This window comes from Gottfriedia sp. NPDC058432 (assembly GCF_042721555.1).
Classification (GTDB): domain Bacteria; phylum Bacillota; class Bacilli; order Bacillales; family Bacillaceae_G; genus Gottfriedia.
Genome location: NZ_JBHXLC010000003.1, coordinates 1 through 22629, shown reverse-complemented (window position 1 = coordinate 22629; position 22629 = coordinate 1). Strand labels below are relative to the sequence as shown.

The window sequence follows — 22629 nt, the reverse complement described above, 5'->3', positions numbered from 1 at the left end:
GATTAATTTATTTTATATTTTTTGATTTTGCTTACTTTTTTATTTAGTGTAGAAGACTAAGAAAGGAATATTTCCCCATCACCAATTTCCTCTTGAATTACCTCAGCTGCACCAATAAGTGCCAATGCGTTCCCAACTATTTGAACTGAATCAGAAAGAACAATTCTTCTTTGTAACTCAAGTAAATCTATTTTTTCTGAAGTGAACAATTGCTTAGAAACGAAAAAAGCTACGGATAATTGACCGGCAGTACCAATCCACATTCCCGATATGATATCTCTTTTCCCTTGAAAGATTGGATCTTTGTCGATGGAATATAATTTTGATAATGTAATCGTTTCGTATAATTGTGCAACTGCCTTAACCCACGATGCGGCAACAATTTGTCTTTCAAGACTTGCTGATAAACTGTCATGTTCTATATTAATTTTCTTATTTTGATCTTGACCTTCCTTTTCCTTCAAATTTTCTTCTAGCATCTTTTCCAACTCCAATATAGAAAAACTGTTATTTATATAACTATTCAAGTTGGTGTGATTGTGTTTCTATCTAATAGGGGATTTTGGTGTTTCAATAATTAACTTTTCGTTAAATTAGGATGAATGTCAATTTAATTAATATCTAAGTTTGAATTGTCTGATATTGAATAAAAAATCTAATTGACAGATGTTTATTTCTAATGTAAAGGTTTCACTTTGGTAATAAACGAATATTTTTTTAAAAAAGCACAAAAAATGTTCGTGTTTTTACTTGAAACGCAATCATATTGATGGTATTCTAGTTTAGGTTGATCAAATGAAATAATTTAAACCTTATTTGGAGGTATATATAGATGTATGATGTTATCGTTGTTGGAGCAGGACCTGCTGGAATCTTTACTTGTTATGAATTAACTTTAAAAATGCCTAATGCTAAAGTACTACTTGTTGATAAAGGACATGATATATTCGCAAGACATTGCCCAATTTTACAAAAGAAAATTGAAAAATGTCCGCCTGCTGCAGGTAAAAAAGATTTTTCAGGTTGCTTACCAGCTTGCTCAATTACAAATGGTTTTGGTGGTGCTGGAGCATATTCAGATGGGAAATTTAATATTACAAGCGAATTTGGTGGATGGATGACAGATTACTTATCAGATTCACAAGTAGTTGAATTAATCAAATACGTTGATGAAATTAATTTAGAACATGGTGCAACTGAATCAATTACTGATCCTTTAACAGAAGAAGTTAGAGATATTGAACGTCGTGGATACGCAGCTGGACTTAAATTATTACGTGCACAAGTTCGTCACTTAGGAACGGAACAAAATTTAGAAATTCTAAAAAGCATTTATGAGTATTTAAAAACAAAAATAGATATGAAGTATAAAACTGAAGTAGAGGACTTAATAACTGAAAAGGTTGAAGGTACTCATATTATAAAAGGAATTAAATTAAAAAAAGGTGAAGAATTACATGCTGAGAAAGTTGTAATTGTACCTGGTCGTGATGGCTCAAAATGGTTAACTGATGTTATGAAAAAACGTCGTTTAAAAATGTCAACGAATCAAGTTGATATTGGTGTTCGTGTTGAGACTTCAAACGTAGTAATGGAAGAAATTAATAAGCATTTATACGAAGGGAAATTCGTATTTAATACTAGCGTGGGTACAAAAGTCAGAACATTCTGTAGTAATCCATCTGGGCACGTAGTAGTTGAAAATCATTCAGGAATTATGACTGCTAATGGACATGCTTATAAAGATCCTAAATTAGGAAGTCCAAATACAAACTTTGCCTTATTAGTATCGCATCAATTCGCAGAACCTTTTGACAAACCAAATGAATATGCACATGAGGTTTCACGCCTTGCAAACATGCTTTCACACGGTGGAGTAATCGTGCAAAAATACGGAGATCTTTTAAGAGGTCGTCGTTCAACTGAAAAACGCATTAAAGAAGGCTTTTTAGAACCAACTTTAAAAGAAGCAGTACCAGGTGACTTAGGATTAGTTTTACCATACAATACAATGAAAAGTTTAATTGAAATGGTAGAAGCTTTAAACCATGTGACTCCAGGTATCGCTGCAGAACATACACTTTTCTATGGTGTAGAAGCAAAATTCTATTCAGCTCGACCAAAGCTAAATGAACACTTTGAAAGCGAAATCTCTGGATTATATCTAGGTGGAGATGGAGCAGGAGTTACTCGCGGTTTAGCTCAAGCAAGCGCATGTGGCGTATGGATCGCGCGTGATATCGTTAAAAAAATCGGAAATAAAGAAAAAGAATTAGTTACTGTTTAATACTTAATTAACAAACCTCTAGTGCATTGGATAGCATTAGAGGTTTGTTTTGTTAGAATAGATAATTTTTTGTCTTTTAGCAGAATAAAGAATTAACGATACTTTTTTGAGGATGTATAATTTAATTAAAAGATTACTGGTGGAAACTTATTGGAGGTAAAATGTCAGATCAAATTTGTCTAGACTTTAAAAAAATTAAAGAGATTTCGGAAGCTAAAATTAAAAAATTCGGAGGTGAAATTTACAAAGATTTACCGCTCCTTGAATATTTCGGAATAAGAAATAGTAGTGAAATGATATACAGAGCAACAATCATGTCAGGGATGATTTATATTGCATTCGAGGCTCCAACGAAAGATATTGGAGATTGGATTAAAGAACAAGGTCTCTATGAATACGTATCAGATTGGGAAAAAAGTATTTTAAACAAAAATGAAGAATACTTGACTAAAGTTGAGAAACTTCATTTAAATTGGTATGTTGAAAGTCTTTGGATGCTTGTATGGGTTTTAGGGATCAACAATGAATTTAAGTTCTTAGAATCTGTTGGTGATAACTTAATAAATATGGTTCCAGATATCAAAAAGAATCAAAATTTTACTTATTTAGAGAAATCGTTAAAGCTAAAACCTGAAACAGAAATTTATAATATGGCAGATTTATATTATAGAACACATTGGTTCGTAGTTGATTCACGACTAAAAGGAAAAATATTAAATTCATTTAATGAGGGTTTAGTCATAGAGAGAAGGAAAGTTTTAGAATGGGTTATTAATCCCTCTGTAGATTGGGATGATATTGACTTAAGTACATAAATTGTTCGTGATTTATTTTGATTGGATATAAAAATAGATTATTTAAGGATGGCTGATATCTTGAAATTAAAAGCAAAATAAGATTTTACCAAAAGAGTATGGTTAAGAAAGAAGGTTTAGCAAAATTTAGATCGAAGTGATTTATAATATAAACTACATATAAGTTAGGAGTCTAAAAATGGAAGCCAAAGAGAAAATTTATTATCAACGTGGCACAGAAGGATTAAAAATGAAAAATATACGAGCCCATAAACTTGTTCGAGAGTTTAATAATATAGACGTGGAATCGTTCGAAAGAAAAGAAGAAATATTGAAAGAGCTGTTTGGGTCAGTAGGGGTAAATCCAAGTATTGAGCATAATTTTCATTGTGATTTAGGTTATAACATACATGTAGGGGATCATTTCTATGCAGGTTATAATTGTACAATCTTAGATATGGCAGAAGTGACAATAGGAAATAACTGTATGATTGGTCCGAATGTAGGGATCTATACAGCTGGTCATTCGATTGAACCAAAGGATAGAAATAAGAGCGGATATGCGATTCCGATTCATATTGGGGACGATGTGTGGATTGGTGGAAGTTGTACAATTTTACCTGGTATTTCGATTGGAGATCGTTCAATTATCGCTGCAGGTTCTGTAGTTACGAAAGACGTTCCTTCTAATACTGTAGTGGCCGGTAACCCTGCGAAAATTATTAAAACTATATAAATGAGGTGAAAACAATTGATACTTGTGCGGATGTATTAATCGTTATCGATTTGCAAAATGGTGTATGTTACAGTGGTGAGCATTTATTCGAACTGCAAAATTTAATTAGTAAAGTAAATAAAAGAATCTCATTATATAGAGAATTAAGTAAACCGATTATTTTTGTTCAACATTGTGATGAAGAATTGGTAGTTGGAGAAGAACTTTGGGCGATTCATGCTAACCTAGATGTTCGAGAACAAGATCATTTAATTAATAAAATACATGCAAATTCTTTTTTTAAAACGAACTTAAAAAATCTTTTAGATCAATTAGCAGTACATAGAATAGAATTTTGCGGTGCTCAAACTGAATACTGTATGGATGCTACAATTAAATTTGCACATGGATTAGGTTACGAAAACTTTATGGTAAACGGAGCAACCTCTACATTAAATAATCCATTTATGTCTGCAAAAGAGACAATTGATTTTTATGAAAAAATGTGGAATCGTAGATTTTTAAATTTCATAGAAGATAATCTCAGAATAGAAGTGTAATAAAAAGGTTTCTACGGCAAAAAAATTAACAACTCCAGATTAATGAGGCAGATGAGAAATACTCTCTAGGACTATTTAAAAATCTAGTGAATATAATTTAGTAGATTTGAATAGAAGTGGGGGATATAAATGAAAAGAATTGCATTTTGCATCGTCTGTTTCTTTTTGTTGTTTTTATCTAACGTATCAACCTCAAATGCATCATCGCGCTATTTAGATCAAATAGATAAAAATAATCGTAAGGAAGTTCATTATTATGTTAAGAAATCAACGAAGATTGTCGATCAAAAAGAATTTAGTTTAACTAATAAGGAAAAAAATGCAAACGAAAATGTAGTCGCAATTGCTGTAAAATACGATACAGTAAGAGATCGTTTCTTTAAAACAGCGAATTATGATACGTATTTATTGGATGAACAAACAGGAGAAGTACTGGATCCAGGAAAATTTGTTTCATCGAAAATATATGATCAATTTTTAAATCAACATAAAAATGATGGGGAAAATGATTTTAGATGGAAAAATTCATTAATCGTTTTGGCATTAATATTCATTACAATCATCATCATTCCAATTTTTGCTTCTAAATTAAATGAGTAATACGAAGGCTGTTTCGGCAGTCTTTTTATTATGCTAAAAATAGCAGATTGATTGAAAAAGGAATATGATTAGATTGAAATATAGATCAATTAATAGTACTTTTAATAGAAAACATGTTAGGAGATAAGAAGATGATCCAGTCAATCGTTCATATAGCATTAGTCGTAAAGGATTATGATGAAGCTATAGAGTTTTATACGAAGAAACTTCACTTTAATTTAATTGAAGATACATATCAAGCTGAACAGGATAAGAGATGGGTAGTTGTAAGTCCTCCTGGTTCATCTGGAACGACTATACTACTTGCAAAGGCATCGAAACAAGAACAAGAGCCATTTATTGGTAATCAAGCTGGTGGGAGAGTTTTTCTATTTTTAGGAACGGATAATTTCTGGAGAGATTACGATGAAATGATTTCAAAAGGAATTGAGTTTGTAAGAGAACCGAAAGAACAAGATTATGGAACAGTTGCAGTATTTAAGGACTTATACGGAAATTTATGGGACTTAATACAATTCAGTGACAATCATCCACTTGCAAAAAGAATAAAATAAAAGCTTACTTGATTAAAGAGAATTTGTCAGTTTGGTAAAGAGTTCGAATAAACAGATAATTATCCGTTACAAAAATTATCTCAGTTGATCTAAATATTTTACTTAAGATTATAGGGCTGTGTGCATTTATTATCATTTGTGGTTGGATCATTAAAAAGCTGGATAAATAAAATTTTAACTACAGTTTTTGAGTATTATAAACAGATTAATATATAAAGAGTAATTGGAGTTTAATTAAACTCCAATTTTTGGGGGTATAGGATTACTTTAATATGTAATTAGGGGAACCTCCTTTTCGTGAGGTTCCCTAATCTACATAACTAATTTCTCAAACATTATAAATGGAATAAGTGCATAAATAAAAATACAACAGGAGGAATGAATAATGATGGTAGAAGATTTAAAGTATTACATTTCTTAATCCCCAATATACTTAGGCCTGACGCTATAATTAATATACCTCCTACAATCGTCACTTCATTTAGAAGATCATTGCTTAAGGAATTTTTCATTAGTATTGCAATTAAATAGATGGAACCTTGCCATGTAAATAAAGCAACTCCAGCAAATATTATTCCAATCCCAAATGTGGATGCTAAAACAATCGAAGTAATGCCATCTAACGTACCATTTGCAAGGAGGTATGTATAGTCTCCTTTTAACGCTGCTTCTACTGGTCCTAAAATCGATAATGTTCCAATACAAAATAATAAAATAGCGGTTGATAATCCTTCAGCCAAATTACCTTTAGAATATTTATTAACTAAACTATTAAATCTTGTTTCCAACTTAAGTTTTTGCCCAATTAATCCACCTATGGCTAAACTTACAATAAAAAGCACTGGATATTTGCTGGAAGGTAAATGTTGTACTAGTGAGTTGATCCCTAAGCCCAAAGCTACTAATCCCATCGCCTGCATAAGGATTTCATGATATTCTTCTTTTATTCCTTTTTTAAAGATACTTCCAATCACACTCCCGGCTATAATCATCAATGTGTTAAAAATCGTGCCAAACATAATTCCATTTCTCCTTTTACTAATAGTATATTAATAAAAAATAAACCCTCTAGTAACTAGAGGGTCAAGTGAGTTTTTATGATTATGTTTACTTGTAAGGTAATAAAATTTCTGTGACATACTTTTCTTTATCGTTGGTGAGGCCATAATCAATAAGTGTAATTTCAAAGGAGTCGTCTAACAGTTCATAATTGTGCTTTTTCATATAGGTCAACAATAGTTTATAATAATCAAATGCATCAATATGTGTACCTTTAAATCGAACTTTCAGATAGTCTCTTGATGGAATAACAATGGAAGTTGGAGGTATCTGATCACCATCTTCTAGTATCATGAAAATACTAGAATATTTATCAAAAACATTATTATTCAAATTTGAAACTGAGATCGAGATGCCAATTTTCCCTAAAAAAATTTCCTCCTTTATTCCAAAACTGTTCCTTAATTCAGTAATAGGTAATTCAATATCATCTCCTATAACGTAGTCATGGCGTAAATATGCTACATGCATTTCGGGAAGAGTTATTTCCGAAATCTGATCTAAAGGTGCACTAACAGCATCTTCAATTTGCAATAGGCGGCGTGATATTTTTGTTTCAATAATCTCCAATTCTTTCTTTTTTTTGGCAACTTCATCTTTTTGTTTTTTTAACTTGTCAACAAGAGCATCGATTTCCCGATAATTAAAAAAATCTATAATTTCGTTTATTGGTAAATCTAGAGCCCTCAAATATTTTATTGAATTTAATCTTTCAAACTGCTGTGTTGAATAATATCTATAGTTGGTCTTTTCATCGATAAATTCTGGACGTAAGAGCCCAATCTGATCATAATACCTTAGAGTCGCAATTTTGACTTGGAATAATTTTGAAACTTCACCAATTGTAAAATACTCTTTCATTTCTTAAAAACTCCTCTATTTACCATGAAAATGATATTTCCCATAATAATTATCCTCTGGAAGATTGTTGTCATTAAAATAATACATTCAATTCAGATTGTCATCAATAATATACATTTAGGTTTAAAAGAAATGGTCGGAAAACAGAATATTCAATTATCAAAAATAGGATGGTTAATGATAATATAAGAAAATAGAGAGAAAATTTGTTAATTTAATAGAATAATAGAAAATAGGAGCAGAAAAAATGGAAAAAGAGATTTATATAATTCGACATTGTGAAGCTGTAGGACAGCCATATGAGGCGAATCTAACTAAGCGTGGATTACATCAGGCTAATCATCTGGCTGATTTTTACTCAAAGATTAAAATTGACCAAATTATTTCAAGCCCTTTTTTACGTGCAATTCAATCAATTGAACCGACAAGTAATGAAAAGAAAATTGACATTGTTCTTGATGATCGACTATCTGAACGTATGTTAAGCTCGATTGATTTACCGGACTGGCTTGATAAATTAGAAGCTACATTTGAAGATATGGAATTGAAATTCGATGGTGGCGAATCAAGCCAAGAAGCTACTAATCGTGCAATAAGCGTAATAGATGAAATCATCAAAAGTGAAAAAAAATCTACAATCGTTGTAACCCATGGAAATTTGATGTCATTAATTTTAAAACAGTTTAACGAAGAATTTGGTTTTGAGAATTGGAAAAAATTAAGCAATCCTGATATTTATCTTTTGAAGTTTAAGAATAACGAGTTTGATTGTGAACGTTTGTGGCAAGATTGTTGAGCTTCTTATTCAAATAAATAGCAGATTAGTTGAATAAGAAAACTTCCCTTTTTGAATTGGTAAAAAATAGAACTATTAAATCATTACTAGATAATTTAAAATCAAGTAAAAACAACTTTAGGGGATACAAAATGGGGGTTAAAAGTACTTTTTGGAATTTTTGTAATTATCGGAATTTTGGTAATGTGGTTTTCTGTTTTTGGTAAGAAAAAGAATATTGACGATTTTTCTTTTGGTGGTTCTTCTAACCTTGTTGAACTAATATTTGATATTAGTTTTGAATTTCCACCTACTTTAATTAAAAGAATACTGTTATTTCTTTTAGGTTTAGCTCTTGCACTTTTCTGTACGATGGGTGTATTTTATGCCTAAAGTTAAATATGTATTTTATTTCGTTATTTTCGGTATTATCTATAAATTGTGCTTAAAAGGATTGGACTGGGGTGTAAAAACTTTATTTCCAAACTTGGATTGGTTAGGAAAATTTATTCCTGTGATAATTCTATTTATATTAGTTGTAAATAGTAGGAGATTAAAAACTTTGTTCAAGTTCATCTAAAAACTATTTAAAAGAAAGACTCAGTTATAAAAGGTTGTTGATTTTCTTATTCAACTAATGCATTCTTTTGTTGTATAGACCCATTGTAAGATTTAAGGATAAGAGGGAACAAATGATGAAAAGCATTAAAACTATGAAAATTTTAGGTGTGTTCTTTATTGTATGTGGGATAATCCTAACATGCTTTTTTTCATATTACTTTTGACATCAATCTTCTAGCATTGGATTGATAACAACTTTTTTAGGTGTATATTTTTTAAAGAGATATAAACTAGCCAAAGAAATAGCTAAAAAAGAAATATTCTTAGTTATTTTAGTGTACATATTAGTAATATTAATCGAAGTATTCTTACTTTATTTTTGAGATGTTTTTATAGAAAGTTGGAATTTAAACATTCATTCCTTATTCAACTACGCATGCTTTAGTTGAACAAAAGTACATGATAATCGACTAATATCTAAGTAGTTCAGTTTTGAAGTAGAAAAAGTAAAAAAACATTTTAATTATCAAGCGTTTTAGATTTGTTTTTGATAGGAAAATAGCAATATAATTGGCATTCAAAAAGGTATTGAATTTTAGTCCAATACCTCTATTGTGTCTATTATAAGAAGAAATAAGGAGATGACAATATGTCAGAAGAGGAATTATTTTTAAATAAGGCATCTAATGTTTATGAAATATATTCAAAGATCCTCGATTTATTGAAAGAAATAGGTTCATTTGATATTGAGTTTAAAAAGACTTCTATTCATCTTTCGAATAAATCTTCCTTTGGGGGAGTTCATCCAAAAAAGAAATGGTTAGATTTTAATTTAGTAACAAACCATCAAATTGAACACGAAAAGATTACTAAAATTGAACAAGTTTCCAAAAATCGATTTCACAATAATTTTAGATTCCATAATGTAGAAGAGCTAAATCAAGAGTTTTTAGTTCTTTTAAAAGAATCATATCAATTGATGTGTTAGTTAGAGAAAGGATATTTATTACCAATGAATAGCAGTTTCTTAGGATTTATATCTGGTCTAATATTTGGTCTATATCTGTAATAGTAATGCTCCCGACGAAATTTGAAGATAAGTTCATTACTATGATCGGTTTTCATTTATTGATCGTTTCACTGTTCTTCCAACGTATGGTTGGACAAAAGGAATTTTGTAAAGGGGGTAATCTAATTTAACTAACGCAGTGCTTTATTTGAACAGCACGATCGGCTGAATAGTCGATTTTTAAAATGTGATATGAGTGTAATAATACCAATTGAAGAGCGTTCTTTCTTTTTACCAGAAAAAACTTATCCTTAAGTAAAAATTTGGGACTGTGGAGAAAAAAAGCTTATTAAGAAACATGCACTAGAAAAAATATAAATAATATATTGGAGATATCCCGTTTGAATGCTTGAGGAGGATATTATGAAACCTATGTTACCTAGTGAAAAATATTTCGGTAATTTAGAACTAGTTTATGCATTTTATGGTGCTATGCCTACAGGTGTTACTGTTTCAGAAACCGGTCGTATTTTCATTTGCTTTCCAAAATGGGGAGACGATGTTAAATTTACGGTGGGGGAAATTGTTGAGGATAGATTGCAGCCGTATCCTAATTTACAAACCAATTTGGTTAACCCCGAGAATATCACAATGACTTTTATCAGTGTCCAAAGTGTAGTTGCTGATGGAAGGGGAACACTTTGGATATTAGATACAGCGGCGCCCAATTTTTCTGAACCAATTAAAGGAGGGGCAAAATTAGTCGCTGTAGATTTAGAAACTAATACAATTAGTAAAGTATATACCTTTACAGAAGAGGTTGTACTGCCTACAACTTATCTGAATGATGTCCGCTTTGATTTTCGTGTTGGAAAAGCAGGTTATGCCTATATAACGGATTCATCTTCAAGAGGACCAGGAGCTATTATCGTCGTAGATTTATCAAATGGAGACGCGTTTAGACGATTAAATGGGGCAAATTCAACATCGCCCGATCCTTATTTTTTACCGAAAGTAGAAGGTCAAATTTTAATGAATCGAAACAAAGACGGTTCAACTTCTCCATTTAGACTGGCGTCTGATAGTCTTGCCATTTCTCCCGATGGAAATTTATTATTTTTTGCACCTCTAACCAGTCGTCACTTGTTCTCGATTTCAACAGAAACCCTGAGAGACAGAACGATACCGGACATGGATGTATCTTATCATGTGAAGTATTGGGGGGAAAAAGGTGCATCTGATGGAATGATCACAGATGCAAAGGGAACTGTTTATGCTGGAGATTATGAAAACAACTGTATTCGTAAGATATTTCCAAATGGAATAATGGAAACTATCGCACATGATCCGAGAATTTTGTGGCCAGATACTTTTTCAATAGGTCCGGATCAATATTTGTATTTCATTGTAAACCAGTTACATCGACAGGCTAGATTTCATTATGGAGAAGACTTACGACAAAAACCATATAGTTTACTACGTATCAAAATTGATGAATTCCCTGCTCCGACATTTTCATAATAAAAATAGTGAATTAATTTGTAAAACAAGCACGAGTAAACATGAGGTATTAACTGTATTTACTTCTGCCAAATAAACACAAAATGAAAAATAGGAACAGTTTATTTGGTAAGTGTTAAACTGTTCCTGGAAACTTTTTATAATGTCGGTAAGTTCAATGCTGTATTGATATTATTTAAATCCAAGCTGATCTGTTCGTTTGTATCCCATGCATGGTACCATCCTTTTTCTGCCATATACGTGGATATTTGTTCATGCATATTAAGAGCTTCTTCTAAATGGCGAGTGAGAATTTCTTTAATTTCCGGTGTTCCTGCCTCTGTAACTGCCATGGCATAATTTCTAATACCACTTTTAGCTGAAATGAGTAGATCCATTGCAACCACTTGATCCGTTATTGCGTCCATGCCAGTTAAAGTTTCAATGATTGGATTCATGTTTATTCATCTCCTAATTTACTGCTTAGCGTTGGAAAGGATAGTAGCATATTCTTGTAATTGTCTCGTAGATAGGTCAATGTCTTGCTGCATAATATCTTTTAATAGCTGATCTGTGACTAACGCTTTCATCGTTTTGGATTTAGTTAAACAAGTGGTCTTAAATGCAGCTATCTCATGGACCTCAAGAATTTCATGTAAGGCGTAGTTCATTTTTTATACCTCCTTCTTCAAGGTTTCAACAGGACTTTTATACAATTATCCATTTTTGTGTCAAAAATCTCATAGCCACGCTTTGCTTCACTAAGTGGCAGTACATGACTTACGACATCACCTGGGTCAATTTTCCCGGTCGACACTAATTCAAACATATATGGCATATAATGAATCACAGGTGCTTGTCCGGATCGAATATTGACGTTTCGGTTGATAATATCTCCAAATGGGAATCCATTATATTTCCCACCGTAAACACCAGTAACTTGAATTGTCCCGCCTTTACGAACTGCTTGTGTAGCCGTGATAAACGCACCGAATGCTCCACCATGAAGTTTCAATCCGCTTGCCAGGAACTCTAAATCAGTCATTTTACCGTCCATTCCAACTGCATCAATGACTACATCAGCGCCGCCCTTTGTTATTTCTTTCAAATGCATTCCCACATTTTCAAAGTGTTCGAAATTTACAATTTCAACTTTGTTGGTACGTTTTGCGTGTTGCAAGCGATAGTCTACATAATCTACGGCAATGACACGCTTTGCTCCTTTTAGCCAACAAAATTTTTGAGCAAAAAGACCAACTGGACCACAGCCAAGAACAATAACTGTATCTCCACCCTTTACGCCTGCATTGTCAACACTCCAAAAACCAGTAGTCATCGCATCGGCAATAACTGCTAACTTTTCATCTGGTTCTTCACAAGTCTCCGGAATTTTGAAATGGGTAAAGTTTGCAAATGGCACTCTTAAATACTCGGCTTGCCCACCTGGATAGCCACCAGTCGTACCAGAATATCCGAAATAGGCACCCATATCACCATTATCATTAGAATTATCACATTGGCTTTCTAAATTTGTTTTACAGTAATGGCATTCACCGCATGCTATATTAAAGGGGATAATTACTCGATCTCCCTTTTTTAGCTTAGTCACACCTGGACCTACTTCTTCTACGATTCCCATTGGTTCATGGCCAATAATATAGTTTTCCTGTAGGTTAGGAATCATGCCATGAATTAGGTGAAGATCAGACCCACAAATAGCTGTACTTGTTACTTTTATAATCATGTCATCTGGTTTTTCAATCTTCGGATCTGGAACTTCTTTCACTTCTACATTTTTAATACCTTGATAAGTTACTGCCTTCATTGGTTACAGTCCTCCAGTGTTAATGTTCATCAGGTGTTCGGTCAAACAAGCCTTTTCTATTGTTATCAGCAGGAAATAGATGCATTTTGCCAATCATTAATGTATTGTTGGCAGAGAGTTGGTCTAATTGATATTGTTCACTTAGTTCGTATGGATGGAACCATTTTTTACTAATCATTAGATCTGTAATTTCTTGATGCATAGCAATCCCTTGCATTAAATGGCTTCGTAAGAGCGTTCTAACATCAGGTGATGCTGACTCTGTTAATGCGACCGCAATATTGCGAACACCTTCTTTAGCACGAAGAAGAAAATCCATCGCAAATGTGGTATCTGCTAGCTCAGGTACATGTAGCGAGTTTATTGGGTCTAAATAGTCATTATTCAATGAATTTGCCTCCTTTTAATTTATTATTGGTGTTGGGCGGTTTTGAGGAACAGGAGCTTCAAAAGGCGCACGTTGATAAATTGCCTGTAATTCTCCTAACGCTTGTATGGATTGTTCAACATCTTTTTGCATTAATGCTCTCAAATCATCATCAAATACCAATCCTTGCATTAGTTTTGATTTCGCTAAGCAAAGGGTTTTGAAATTAATAACTTCATGTAAATCCAATGATTCATGATCGGCTAATTTTTTATTATCCATTTGGTTCCCTCCTTTTTGACTAACTATACAAATACAAATGTATTATTCCAAATATACAAAGAGTCATTCTTTTAAAATTTTTTTAGGAGGTAGGACAAAAGGCTGAAATAATGAAAAGTCCAGTATAGGTTCAATGGAGATTATAATACTAGGGGTTATTTTCTTTTTAGTTATCGTATTTGGCTATAAAAGGTTTGCCAAAATAAGGCAAAAAAAGCAAATCAATAGTAACAATATCTTAATAGAACCAAGTTCAAATACAACAGAAATTGAAACGATTTTCATACATGAACAAAACTTGCCCAAAAAACTAGGGTAAGTGATCCTCTACGGCTTGAATTAATTAACTGTGAACAAAATTTGACTACTATTCAAAGAAGAAAAAATAACGAAACTATTCAGGAGTGGTTTAAACGTATAAATTGTTCGAATGAGATTGTAACAATTTATGAATCGATAAGATATGGTGGTAGGAAGTCCGAAGTGATGGAAATGGAAATAGTTCAAGACTGGATTAAAAAGAATCCACGATAATTAATATTTAACTTTTTGGTATTTAATACAATAACCTTATACAACAAACGCAATTCGTGAGTTCAATAACATTTTGGAGCTGTGATCGGCTCTATTTTTATTCAACAAAATGGCAGATTCGTTCAATAAGCAGGAAGTTGTTCTTTTTTGTCGAATGAATGAGAGATTCATTAAATGATAGTAGTATGAAAGGAATGAATTTCATGTTTTTTCTTCAAATGGCAGGTTTCCCAGGTTCAGGTAAGTCAACATTATCTAGAATGATAGCAAAAAATACAGGTGCGATTGTTATAGATCATGATATTGTAAAATCCCCATTATTAGAATCATTGGGACCTACTGTAGATCCAAAGGAAGTCGGTAAAATATCATATGACATCGAATGGTCGTTAATCGATTTTTATCTTTCTTTAGGACAAAATGTTATTTTTGATAGCCCTTGTTTCTATATAGAAATGGTAGAAAAGGGGACCTTACTTACAAAAAAACATAATGCAAAATACAAATATGTTGAGTGTTATCTCAATAATTTTAATGAAATTAATGATAGATTGAAAAAGCGAGAGCGAATGATCAGTCAAATACATGAAGTTAAAAATGAAGAAGCATTTCATGAATGGGTTAACAATTCAAGAAGACCTACACATGATTATCTTATTGTCGAAACAGCAAATCCAATAGACAGTTATTACAATAAAGTAATAAAATACCTAAACATTTAGGTATTCTAAAAACTCACATAGTTAAGCCTCTAGAAGTTAAAGGTATTGAAATCTAAATGGATATAAAAAAGAAAAGAGATAAATGAGTATGCTTACTCATTTATCTCTTTTTTTAAAATTAATGATACATGCACTTATTTTGATTCAATTGAATTAGATGGTAATTTATCAAGCTCAAGATGATTTCTCAAACTACTTGTTATATTATTTACGCTAGTTTGATCAGGCATATAATAGTAAATCTTGTTTATATAATCATCTTTTCCGTCCAATTTTAATGTTGTGATGTTTTTAGTAGGATTAGCACCCTTCATATCATTAAATAAATATAATCCTTGAGATAAGCTCATATTTGTTTTGACATTTTTACTAAATACACTTGCATAATTATCTATTTTAAATAATGTTTCGGGAGACTTTAATTTATCGATAATTGCTAGCATAGCTTGTTGTTGACGTTCTTCACGTCCAAAGTCACCACGTGGATCGCGCTTTCTCATTCGAGCATAGGCTAAAGCTTCTGTACCATTTAGATGTTGTTTTCCTTTTTTAAAGTAAACCTTATAACGTGGTTTAGTATCAGTATATTGCCAAAAATCAAATGGAACATCAACATCAATTCCACCAATCTCATCAACAATATTTTTAAAACCACCAAAGTCTACAGTAACATAATAGTCAATTGGGACATGTAAAAAGTTTTCTACTGTATTTACAGTTGATTGAAGACCACTGTTATATGCACCATTAATTTTAGATTTTCTATTTTGATCTGGAATTTCCACGTACGTATCACGAGGAATGCTCATTTTTTGTATTGTTTTATCTTTGGGATTAACAGTTGCTAAAATGATGGTATCAGTTCTACCACCTGCACCCTTTGTTGCGTAGTTTTCAATTCCAAGAAATAAAATGGAAAACGGTTGGGTATTCTTTATTTCTTGTTTACGCATACTTGAGTGAATAGCTTCACCCTGAGTAGCATTCTGTAATTTATAGTATGTTTTTATTCCCTTATATCCAATAAATGCTATAAGAATTAGAACGATCACAAGCAATATTTTAAGAGGCTTTCTTTTTGTTTTTCTGATTTTTTTACGCGTTTCTTCCATTTGCTTAGTAAGAGCTCCTTTTGAGATTTTTGTATGGACTTTAATTTGATTCAGAATATTTAAGATAAAAATGACTAGTATAATTTAAACATTTATGTCGTTATTCTACAATACAGAATTTGTTAAATTTTTTTAATGAATAAACCAAAAAGAAATATTTAAGTGCAATTTAAGCAACTTTGTTAGAAAATCTTTGAGGAAAGGTGTATTAAAACGGCTTTACTTCTAATTACACTAATAAGTCACATAGCTATCTATTGATATTCTTAGTAAATATTTGAACTATTATTATTGCCTATATCTGGAGAAATGACTATGAGTTATTCAAGATATTTAGTATTTTAAGGCAAAATGGATTATTTTTTATCCAAATTGTTAGCGGCATTAGGGGCAATTATAGGGATTAGCTTGTCATATTAGAGTTCCTAATGTTATTTAATTAGACAACATTTTTTTAGTTCAAAATTCAACATTTAAATTTAACAGAGTCAAATAAAAAAGAACACTACTTAGTTATTCAAAAACTGTAGTGTTCTTTTATTTAAAAATTTTCAAGGCATATTTTATTTTTTGAAGTTAATGTTTATTCTTTGATAACAAGGATTTCCCGACCAGCATATTTACTGACTTTTATCTCTTCACACGAATTTCTAATTCCTCGAGCTTAAGTGATAATTTATCTTCATCAATATTAATTTTTAAATCTTCAAATGTATATTCAGCAAAATGGGGTATATCAATTGTTATTGCAGAGAGCTCTTTACTAATAAAAGTAGAGTCCTTCCCAGCTTCTAATTTCTTTTTGTAGCGATTAAATTTAGAATCAAGATTTTCCATATTTTCGTACAATTCTTCAACTGAGTTATAAAGTTGAATTAATGGAATAGCCGATTTTTCCCCTACTCCAGGGCAACCAGGTATATTATCACTAGAATCACCTAATAAAGCTTTTACATCAACCCATTGTTTCGGATGGATCCCATAATCATTACTGAAGTGCTCTAGGGAGTATACAATTTCACCAGTTTTTTGAGCAATGATTTGAGATGTATGCTCGTTTATTAATTGTAATAAGTCTCGATCATTACTATAAATATAGCATTTATTTTTAACTGAATTAGACCAATTATTTGATAAAGTTCCCATTAAATCATCTGCTTCATACGGTGCCATTTCTAGTTGAGCAATGCCGATTTCTTCTAATGCTGTTTTTAAAGTGAAAAATTGTTCGATAAGTGGCGTTGGTAGTTCTCCACGAGTAGCTTTATAAAAATCATATTTATTTCGACGATCAGTTTCTTCACGTTTAACATCCCAAGTAATTGCGAGGTGGGTAATGTCATGCTCTTTAATTAAGTTAAAAAGCTTTGGAATAAATACTCTTAATGCATTTATATATACGCCATCTTTCGTCTTTGAAAGTTGTTCATCACTTCTACCATAAGAAGTTGCAAAATAACCTCTACTTAATAAGTTAAAGCCATCGATTAATAATAAAGATTGATTTTCCATTTTATAAATCACCTAATATCTATTTATTTAATATGAAAATGATAGCATATCCTACTGAAAATGATAACTAGTGTATTACTGCCAATTAGATTGGAAGTTACAATTTTAGGCATATTTTATTTCAATCAAGTAAAATGACATAAAACTTTCATTAGAAAATTGAATTTTCTGTTTATTAATTAGTTAACTTTTACTATAATGGAATTTATATAAAAAAATGCAAAGGGTAGGTAGTTATATGGAGAAAGTAAAAAGTACTGTTAAGATTGAGGATATTTTAGTTGCCTATAATACGTTAAAAGAAGTTACGAATAAAACACCTTTGCAGATTAGTACAATGCTTAGTGAAAAATATGATTGTAACGTATTTTTAAAGCGAGAGGATTTACAAATAATCCGCTCATTTAAGCTTAGAGGAGCATATTACAAAATTAGCAACTTGTCTTATGAAGATAGACAAAAAGGGGTTGTTTGTGCAAGTGCAGGCAATCATGCTCAAGGCGTAGCGTATACATGTAATCAATTGCAGGTGTATGCGAAAATATTTATGCCATCAACAACACCGAATCAAAAAGTATCTCAGGTGAAATTTTTTGGTGGACCATTTGTTGAAGTTATCTTAATTGGTGACACCTTTGATATTGCTCATCAAAATGCGCAAGCTTATTGCAATGAAAATCAAATGACGTTTATTCATCCATTTGATGATCCTGATGTAATTGCAGGGCAGGGCACAGTAGCAGTTGAAATATTAAATGAAATTGACCGTCCAGTAGATTATCTATTCGTAGCAATCGGCGGGGGTGGATTAAGCTCTGGAGTTGGAACATACATAAAAGGAATTAGTCCTACAACTAAGGTGATCGGAGTAGAGCCGATGGGTGCTGCCTCAATGGCCGAATCGATTGCAAATGGTAGAGTTGTAACCTTACCTTTTATTGAGAAATTTGTTGATGGAGCAGCGGTTGGCCAAGTAGGTTATTTAACATATGAAATCTGTAGAGATGTGCTTGACCAAGTTGTCGCTATTCCAGAAGGCGAGATTTGTACAACTATTTTAGAGCTTTATAATAAAAATGCAATAATTGCAGAGCCCGCAGGAGCTATGTCTGTATCAGCTTTAGAATTATTTAAAGATGAAATAAAAGGTAAGAATGTCGTTTGTATCGTATCTGGTGGAAATAATGATATAGACCGACTTCAAGAAATAAAAGAAAGATCTTTAATTCATGAAGGTCTAAAACATTATTTCATCATCAACTTCCCACAACGATCTGGCGCATTACGTGAATTTCTTGATAAAGTATTAGGACCAAATGATGACATAACGAGATTTGAATACACAAAGAAAAACAATAAGGACAATGGGCCAGCACTAGTGGGGATTGAATTGGCCAATAAATCCGATTATAATGCATTGATTGAACGAATGAATTGTCATGAAATTCAATTTATGGAAATAAACAATAACCCAACTTTATTTAATCTACTCATTTAGACTAACGGGTTGATCTCATCAAGTATTTTAGTGCAAAAACTTACAAGGTAATTAATTCCTTGTGGGTTTTTGTTTTTTTTGCAAAAATATTAACAATTCATTGCTCTGCAATTAGCCAAATTTTTTTCTTGAATTTATGAATCATGTCTCTTGACAACATAAATTAGTTAAAATACAATATTTCTAGAAATACTGAAATAAGCGCTGGTCTTTGAGAGGAGGTTAAAGTGGTGAACGATGATATTGCAGTAAAGGTTTATAAGGCATTAGGAGAATCCACCCGTTTACAAATTGTTAAAGTACTTGCTAAGCAATCTGAATTAGCTTGTTTAGAAATGAAAAATCAAATAAAGGTATCGGCCAATTCTACATTGACACATCATTTAAAACCATTACTTGATTGCGGCTTGCTAACAGTTCGCAAAGAAGGAACCTTCAGATACTATAGTTTACAACGAGAAGTTTTGGAAAAATATGCACCCGCTTTACTTTAAAAATAAAGCGGTAAATTTTTACTTTATATTTCAGTATTTATATAAATACCGAATAATAAAAGGGGGAATTGAATATGAGTTTAGTAAGCAACGAAGAAACTAGTTGGGGAAAATTAGAAAAGGGTTTAGAAAGTAAACTTTTTGAGCCAGTAAAAATAGGTGCTTGGAATTTACGTAGTCGTACTGCAATGGCTCCATTAACAAGAAGTTTTGCAGATGATCAAACAGGTGTAGTTGGAGAAGATATAGTGGAATATTATCGTAAACGAGCTGCAGATGGCGTAGGTTTGATTATTTCTGAAGGAACAGTCATTAGTGCACGTGGAAAAGGTTACCCAGGTATTCCAGGTATTTATTCTGAGGATCAAATTAAAGCTTGGAAAAAAGTAACTGATGCCGTACATAAAGAGGGGGGCACAATGATTTCTCAAATATGGCATGTAGGACGATTATCTCATCACGAGCTTGCTGGGAATATGCCACCTCAAGCACCTTCAGCGATTCCTGCAGAAGGATTAGTTTCTCGTTTTCGTAAGCCGTATGATATGCCTGAAGAAATGACTATTCAGGATATTAGAGAAGCAATCAATCAATATGCTCAAGCAGCTAAAAATGCGATTGAAGCTGGTTTTGATGGAGTTGAAATTCATGCTGCACATGGTTATTTAATTGATCAATTTAATTCAGATGTTACAAATCATCGTACAGATCAATACGGTGGTGATCTTCCACAACGATTAACTTTCATGAAGGAAGTAATAAAAGCAGTAATCGAAGCAATTGGTACTGAAAGAACGATGATTCGATTTTCTGCTCATAAAGCTGATATTCCGGGCTATATGTGGGAGGATCCAGATTACGCAATTCGTACATTTATTGAAGCATTCAAAGAAGTTGGCGCAACTTTATTGCACCCTTCAATTATGCAGTTTGATCGTATACTTGCAGATGGTAAAACGATGCATCAGCTTGTAAGAAAGTACTGGGATGGCATTATTGTTGGGGTAGGAACGTTAAATCCTGAAATGGCAGAAAAAGCGATCGTTGAAGGAACAATTGATGTTGCTGCGTTCGGGCGTCCTCTAATTTCGAATCCAGATCTTATACATCGTTTGAAAAATGGTGAAGCAATTGAAGAATATGACGTTAAAAAACATTTAAACGTTCTAATCTAAGACTTGATTTTGAACAAATAGTGAAAGGAAGCTAATAAAGTAGCTTCCTTTTCTAAAGATTAATATTTCGGTATTTGTAGAAATATAAAATTATGTGAGAGGAATTAATTTATGACGAATAAAGGGAAAATTTATATTTTAGCAATGATTAGTTTTTTAGTTGGTACTTCACAATATGTTATTTCTGGAATCTTAGACAAAATGGCCGATGAATTAGGGATTTCGATTGAAGCTGCAGGGCAACTAATTACGGTGTATTCATTGATCTATGCGATCGGTACACCGATTTTAATGGCCGTATTAGCTAAAATGGAACGCCGAAAGTTACTTCTATTTTCTTTAAGCGTATTTATTTTAGGTAATTTATTAGCAGTAATTGCACCTGGTTACGGTTTGTTTATGGTTGCACGAATTATAATGGCGTTAAGTGCAGGCGTTACTGTTGTTACGGTACTTAGCTTGGCTGCAAAGATTGCTCCAGCAGATAAAAAGGCAAGTTCAATTGCCACTGTTGTCATGGGATTTACTGCTTCATTGATTATAGGGGTCCCGATTGGAAGATTTATAGCAGCTGCCTATGATTGGAGATTCGTTTTTCTTGGAGTTGCCATATTGGTGTTAATCGCTTTAGCAATTATCGTTAAAACAATTCCACAAACCCATGGTGATCAACCGATTCCATTATTGCAGCAAATCGCATTAATTAAACAACCAAAAATTGCATTAGCTTTATCTATTACTTTTTTCTTAATGAGCGGGTATGGAATCATATTTACTTATTTATCACCGTATCTTATTCAAACTACAAAGATGAGCGATCACGTTTTAAGTTTTGCTTTATTAATACTTGGAATAGCGAGTCTAATTGGATCTAAATTCGGAGGATTCAGTGCAGACAAGTGGGGAATTTCGCTTACTTTAAAACGTGGATTAGTACTTAATATTTTATCGATCTTATTATTATCTCTCATCTCTAGTTCAATTAATACAGTGATTATTATCCTTACATTATGGTCATTTTCTGGTTGGTCATCTGGTGCGACACAACAATTTAACTTAGCAACAATTTCTCCAAAATCTTCCGATGTTTTATTAGGATTAAATCAGTCAATGATGCAATTAGGCTTCGCATTTGGTGCAGCAATTGGAGGGCTTGCAGTCAGTCAATTGTCCATCCGTTCTATTACATGGATGGGTTCAATTCCTGTTATAGTTTCTTTAATCGTAACATTTGGATTATCACGTTATTTAATGATTGAAAAGAAAGTCAGACAAGGCGTTGGCACACAAATAAGAGCCTAAATGGATTTGTGAAAAAATAATTTATACTTTATGGGGGGTGCATATATGTCGTTTTAATTGACATATATGTGCCCTCTTTTAGTTTATAAATCGCTCTTTTTTAGAGAAAAAAAGTAATTTCTAATTGGATTAAGTAACAATGAGAGCATATTTGCTTATTTTCCATTTGAAAGGTATTTAACTGCTCAGATTTTAAGTCAAAATACCATTACCAGTATGGGTAATTTATTATTTTATTTGCGATTCAATAAGATTTAATTGCAGTTCACTGTTTATTGCAGTATTTCATCATTTATTTGCACCTCAAACTTAAATCCACATACTACTCCTCTTACCCATTTTTAACCACCAGATGTTTTACTAAAAAAACAAATTGAATAATATTAGAATTATATGAATTTTTATAATAAATTAAATTCAACCTTTTTCGAATAAATTTTGAATAAAAGTATTCCTAATGCAATGTAACCGATTTATAATTGAATTCGGAAAGCCTCAAAATAAGTATATTGTAATCAATACATAAAAAAT

At 32.0% G+C, this 22629-nt stretch carries 25 protein-coding genes; 15 read left to right on the top strand and 10 right to left on the bottom strand.

Features of this window, described 5'->3' with window-relative positions; all coding sequences use genetic code 11:
* Positions 1-56: 56 nt before the first annotated feature.
* Entirely contained in the window at positions 57-479 is a 423-nt protein-coding gene (locus ACFWM3_RS04265) for a hypothetical protein (RefSeq protein ID WP_056470463.1), read from the bottom strand.
* 353 nt (positions 480-832) lie between these two features.
* On the opposite strand from ACFWM3_RS04265, the gene ACFWM3_RS04260 reads away from it, so the two are divergent.
* The 6 genes from ACFWM3_RS04260 to ACFWM3_RS04235 all read left to right on the top strand — a co-directional run bounded on the left by ACFWM3_RS04260 (position 833) and on the right by ACFWM3_RS04235 (position 5510).
* Positions 833-2287 carry an NAD(P)/FAD-dependent oxidoreductase gene (locus ACFWM3_RS04260; protein ID WP_390310414.1) on the top strand — a complete coding sequence of 485 codons (1455 nt, stop codon included), beginning with the start codon at positions 833-835 and terminating at the stop codon, positions 2285-2287.
* A 161-nt stretch (positions 2288-2448) separates the two neighbouring features.
* Positions 2449-3102, top strand: coding sequence for a DUF4272 domain-containing protein (locus tag ACFWM3_RS04255; protein ID WP_056470457.1), 654 nt, complete (start codon positions 2449-2451; stop codon positions 3100-3102).
* Between the two features lie 178 nt (positions 3103-3280).
* Positions 3281-3817 (top strand): sugar O-acetyltransferase, encoded by a 537-nt coding sequence (locus ACFWM3_RS04250; RefSeq protein WP_390310411.1) that lies wholly within the window; start codon positions 3281-3283, stop codon positions 3815-3817.
* Positions 3818-3831: 14 nt separating this feature from the next.
* Positions 3832-4356 carry a cysteine hydrolase family protein gene (locus tag ACFWM3_RS04245; protein WP_390310656.1) on the top strand — a complete coding sequence of 175 codons (525 nt, stop codon included), beginning with the start codon at positions 3832-3834 and terminating at the stop codon, positions 4354-4356.
* Positions 4357-4485: 129 nt separating this feature from the next.
* Complete coding sequence (locus ACFWM3_RS04240; protein ID WP_390310410.1) at positions 4486-4956, top strand: hypothetical protein; 471 nt, start codon at positions 4486-4488, stop codon at positions 4954-4956.
* Between the two features lie 131 nt (positions 4957-5087).
* On the top strand, positions 5088-5510 hold the full coding sequence (locus ACFWM3_RS04235; RefSeq protein WP_390310408.1) for a VOC family protein: 423 nt from the start codon (positions 5088-5090) through the stop codon (positions 5508-5510).
* 335 nt (positions 5511-5845) lie between these two features.
* Here the strand turns inward: ACFWM3_RS04235 and ACFWM3_RS04230 are convergent, their stop codons facing one another.
* Together ACFWM3_RS04230 and ACFWM3_RS04225 are read right to left on the bottom strand one after the other, a co-directional pair.
* A complete protein-coding gene (locus ACFWM3_RS04230; protein ID WP_390310406.1) occupies positions 5846-6529 on the bottom strand; it encodes a DUF554 domain-containing protein in 684 nt (227 codons plus the stop codon).
* Between the two features lie 88 nt (positions 6530-6617).
* Positions 6618-7430: a MerR family transcriptional regulator gene (locus ACFWM3_RS04225; RefSeq protein ID WP_390310405.1), complete on the bottom strand. Its 813-nt coding sequence runs from the start codon at positions 7428-7430 to the stop codon at positions 6618-6620.
* 247 nt (positions 7431-7677) lie between these two features.
* On the opposite strand from ACFWM3_RS04225, the gene ACFWM3_RS04220 reads away from it, so the two are divergent.
* From ACFWM3_RS04220 to ACFWM3_RS04205, 4 genes are all read left to right on the top strand, one after another.
* Positions 7678-8226, top strand: coding sequence for a histidine phosphatase family protein (locus tag ACFWM3_RS04220; RefSeq protein ID WP_390310403.1), 549 nt, complete (start codon positions 7678-7680; stop codon positions 8224-8226).
* Positions 8227-8409: 183 nt separating this feature from the next.
* Positions 8410-8598: a hypothetical protein gene (locus ACFWM3_RS04215; protein ID WP_390310402.1), complete on the top strand. Its 189-nt coding sequence runs from the start codon at positions 8410-8412 to the stop codon at positions 8596-8598.
* 817 nt (positions 8599-9415) lie between these two features.
* The gene (locus ACFWM3_RS04210) at positions 9416-9754 is read left to right on the top strand and encodes a DUF5655 domain-containing protein (RefSeq protein ID WP_056470423.1); all 339 of its coding nucleotides are present in this window, start codon (positions 9416-9418) and stop codon (positions 9752-9754) included.
* A 444-nt stretch (positions 9755-10198) separates the two neighbouring features.
* The gene (locus ACFWM3_RS04205) at positions 10199-11296 is read left to right on the top strand and encodes an L-dopachrome tautomerase-related protein (protein WP_390310400.1); all 1098 of its coding nucleotides are present in this window, start codon (positions 10199-10201) and stop codon (positions 11294-11296) included.
* 137 nt (positions 11297-11433) lie between these two features.
* Here ACFWM3_RS04205 and ACFWM3_RS04200 read toward each other — a convergent pair whose 3' ends face one another.
* From ACFWM3_RS04200 to ACFWM3_RS04180, 5 genes are read right to left on the bottom strand one after another with little or no spacing between them, the layout of a single operon-like run.
* On the bottom strand, positions 11434-11733 hold the full coding sequence (locus ACFWM3_RS04200; RefSeq protein ID WP_069032686.1) for a spore coat protein: 300 nt from the start codon (positions 11731-11733) through the stop codon (positions 11434-11436).
* An 18-nt stretch (positions 11734-11751) separates the two neighbouring features.
* Entirely contained in the window at positions 11752-11946 is a 195-nt protein-coding gene (locus ACFWM3_RS04195) for a hypothetical protein (protein ID WP_390310398.1), read from the bottom strand.
* Between the two features lie 17 nt (positions 11947-11963).
* On the bottom strand, positions 11964-13100 hold the full coding sequence (locus tag ACFWM3_RS04190) for a zinc-dependent alcohol dehydrogenase (protein WP_390310396.1): 1137 nt from the start codon (positions 13098-13100) through the stop codon (positions 11964-11966).
* A gap of 19 nt (positions 13101-13119) precedes the next feature.
* The gene (locus ACFWM3_RS04185) at positions 13120-13488 is read right to left on the bottom strand and encodes a spore coat protein (protein ID WP_056470407.1); all 369 of its coding nucleotides are present in this window, start codon (positions 13486-13488) and stop codon (positions 13120-13122) included.
* A gap of 15 nt (positions 13489-13503) precedes the next feature.
* Positions 13504-13749, bottom strand: a complete 246-nt coding sequence (locus tag ACFWM3_RS04180) for a hypothetical protein (RefSeq protein WP_056470405.1) — start codon at positions 13747-13749, stop codon at positions 13504-13506.
* A 737-nt stretch (positions 13750-14486) separates the two neighbouring features.
* Here ACFWM3_RS04180 and ACFWM3_RS04175 point away from each other — a divergent pair.
* On the top strand, positions 14487-15005 hold the full coding sequence (locus tag ACFWM3_RS04175; RefSeq protein ID WP_390310394.1) for a P-loop nucleotide/nucleoside kinase family protein: 519 nt from the start codon (positions 14487-14489) through the stop codon (positions 15003-15005).
* Between the two features lie 134 nt (positions 15006-15139).
* On the opposite strand, the gene ACFWM3_RS04170 is transcribed toward ACFWM3_RS04175, so the two are convergent.
* Both ACFWM3_RS04170 and ACFWM3_RS04165 read right to left on the bottom strand, forming a co-directional pair.
* Positions 15140-16117, bottom strand: a complete 978-nt coding sequence (locus ACFWM3_RS04170) for an LCP family protein (RefSeq protein WP_082459466.1) — start codon at positions 16115-16117, stop codon at positions 15140-15142.
* Between the two features lie 630 nt (positions 16118-16747).
* Complete coding sequence (locus tag ACFWM3_RS04165; RefSeq protein ID WP_056470398.1) at positions 16748-17629, bottom strand: 5'-3' exonuclease; 882 nt, start codon at positions 17627-17629, stop codon at positions 16748-16750.
* Between the two features lie 238 nt (positions 17630-17867).
* Between ACFWM3_RS04165 and ilvA the strand changes: the two genes are divergently transcribed.
* The 4 genes from ilvA to ACFWM3_RS04145 all read left to right on the top strand — a co-directional run bounded on the left by ilvA (position 17868) and on the right by ACFWM3_RS04145 (position 22098).
* On the top strand, positions 17868-19127 hold the full coding sequence (ilvA, locus tag ACFWM3_RS04160; RefSeq protein ID WP_335410279.1) for a threonine ammonia-lyase IlvA: 1260 nt from the start codon (positions 17868-17870) through the stop codon (positions 19125-19127).
* A gap of 230 nt (positions 19128-19357) precedes the next feature.
* A complete protein-coding gene (locus ACFWM3_RS04155; RefSeq protein WP_098121922.1) occupies positions 19358-19621 on the top strand; it encodes an ArsR/SmtB family transcription factor in 264 nt (87 codons plus the stop codon).
* Positions 19622-19695: 74 nt separating this feature from the next.
* Positions 19696-20796 (top strand): alkene reductase, encoded by a 1101-nt coding sequence (locus ACFWM3_RS04150; protein WP_390310392.1) that lies wholly within the window; start codon positions 19696-19698, stop codon positions 20794-20796.
* 111 nt (positions 20797-20907) lie between these two features.
* Positions 20908-22098 carry an MFS transporter gene (locus ACFWM3_RS04145; protein ID WP_056470386.1) on the top strand — a complete coding sequence of 397 codons (1191 nt, stop codon included), beginning with the start codon at positions 20908-20910 and terminating at the stop codon, positions 22096-22098.
* The last annotated feature ends 531 nt before the right edge of the window (positions 22099-22629 follow it).

What these genes read in the sequence shown, in the direction of transcription:
- ACFWM3_RS04265 (WP_056470463.1), bottom strand. Translation starts at nt 479, where the DNA reads ATGCTAGAAGAAAATTTGAAGGAAAAGGAAGGTCAAGATCAAAATAAG.
- ACFWM3_RS04260 (WP_390310414.1), top strand. Translation starts at nt 833, where the DNA reads ATGTATGATGTTATCGTTGTTGGAGCAGGACCTGCTGGAATCTTTACT.
- ACFWM3_RS04255 (WP_056470457.1), top strand. Translation starts at nt 2,449, where the DNA reads ATGTCAGATCAAATTTGTCTAGACTTTAAAAAAATTAAAGAGATTTCG.
- ACFWM3_RS04250 (WP_390310411.1), top strand. Translation starts at nt 3,281, where the DNA reads ATGGAAGCCAAAGAGAAAATTTATTATCAACGTGGCACAGAAGGATTA.
- ACFWM3_RS04240 (WP_390310410.1), top strand. Translation starts at nt 4,486, where the DNA reads ATGAAAAGAATTGCATTTTGCATCGTCTGTTTCTTTTTGTTGTTTTTA.
- ACFWM3_RS04235 (WP_390310408.1), top strand. Translation starts at nt 5,088, where the DNA reads ATGATCCAGTCAATCGTTCATATAGCATTAGTCGTAAAGGATTATGAT.
- ACFWM3_RS04230 (WP_390310406.1), bottom strand. Translation starts at nt 6,529, where the DNA reads ATGTTTGGCACGATTTTTAACACATTGATGATTATAGCCGGGAGTGTG.
- ACFWM3_RS04225 (WP_390310405.1), bottom strand. Translation starts at nt 7,430, where the DNA reads ATGAAAGAGTATTTTACAATTGGTGAAGTTTCAAAATTATTCCAAGTC.
- ACFWM3_RS04220 (WP_390310403.1), top strand. Translation starts at nt 7,678, where the DNA reads ATGGAAAAAGAGATTTATATAATTCGACATTGTGAAGCTGTAGGACAG.
- ACFWM3_RS04215 (WP_390310402.1), top strand. Translation starts at nt 8,410, where the DNA reads ATGTGGTTTTCTGTTTTTGGTAAGAAAAAGAATATTGACGATTTTTCT.
- ACFWM3_RS04210 (WP_056470423.1), top strand. Translation starts at nt 9,416, where the DNA reads ATGTCAGAAGAGGAATTATTTTTAAATAAGGCATCTAATGTTTATGAA.
- ACFWM3_RS04205 (WP_390310400.1), top strand. Translation starts at nt 10,199, where the DNA reads ATGAAACCTATGTTACCTAGTGAAAAATATTTCGGTAATTTAGAACTA.
- ACFWM3_RS04200 (WP_069032686.1), bottom strand. Translation starts at nt 11,733, where the DNA reads ATGAATCCAATCATTGAAACTTTAACTGGCATGGACGCAATAACGGAT.
- ACFWM3_RS04195 (WP_390310398.1), bottom strand. Translation starts at nt 11,946, where the DNA reads ATGAACTACGCCTTACATGAAATTCTTGAGGTCCATGAGATAGCTGCA.
- ACFWM3_RS04190 (WP_390310396.1), bottom strand. Translation starts at nt 13,100, where the DNA reads ATGAAGGCAGTAACTTATCAAGGTATTAAAAATGTAGAAGTGAAAGAA.
- ACFWM3_RS04180 (WP_056470405.1), bottom strand. Translation starts at nt 13,749, where the DNA reads ATGGATAATAAAAAATTAGCCGATCATGAATCATTGGATTTACATGAA.
- ACFWM3_RS04175 (WP_390310394.1), top strand. Translation starts at nt 14,487, where the DNA reads ATGTTTTTTCTTCAAATGGCAGGTTTCCCAGGTTCAGGTAAGTCAACA.
- ACFWM3_RS04170 (WP_082459466.1), bottom strand. Translation starts at nt 16,117, where the DNA reads ATGGAAGAAACGCGTAAAAAAATCAGAAAAACAAAAAGAAAGCCTCTT.
- ACFWM3_RS04165 (WP_056470398.1), bottom strand. Translation starts at nt 17,629, where the DNA reads ATGGAAAATCAATCTTTATTATTAATCGATGGCTTTAACTTATTAAGT.
- ilvA (WP_335410279.1), top strand. Translation starts at nt 17,868, where the DNA reads ATGGAGAAAGTAAAAAGTACTGTTAAGATTGAGGATATTTTAGTTGCC.
- ACFWM3_RS04150 (WP_390310392.1), top strand. Translation starts at nt 19,696, where the DNA reads ATGAGTTTAGTAAGCAACGAAGAAACTAGTTGGGGAAAATTAGAAAAG.
- ACFWM3_RS04145 (WP_056470386.1), top strand. Translation starts at nt 20,908, where the DNA reads ATGACGAATAAAGGGAAAATTTATATTTTAGCAATGATTAGTTTTTTA.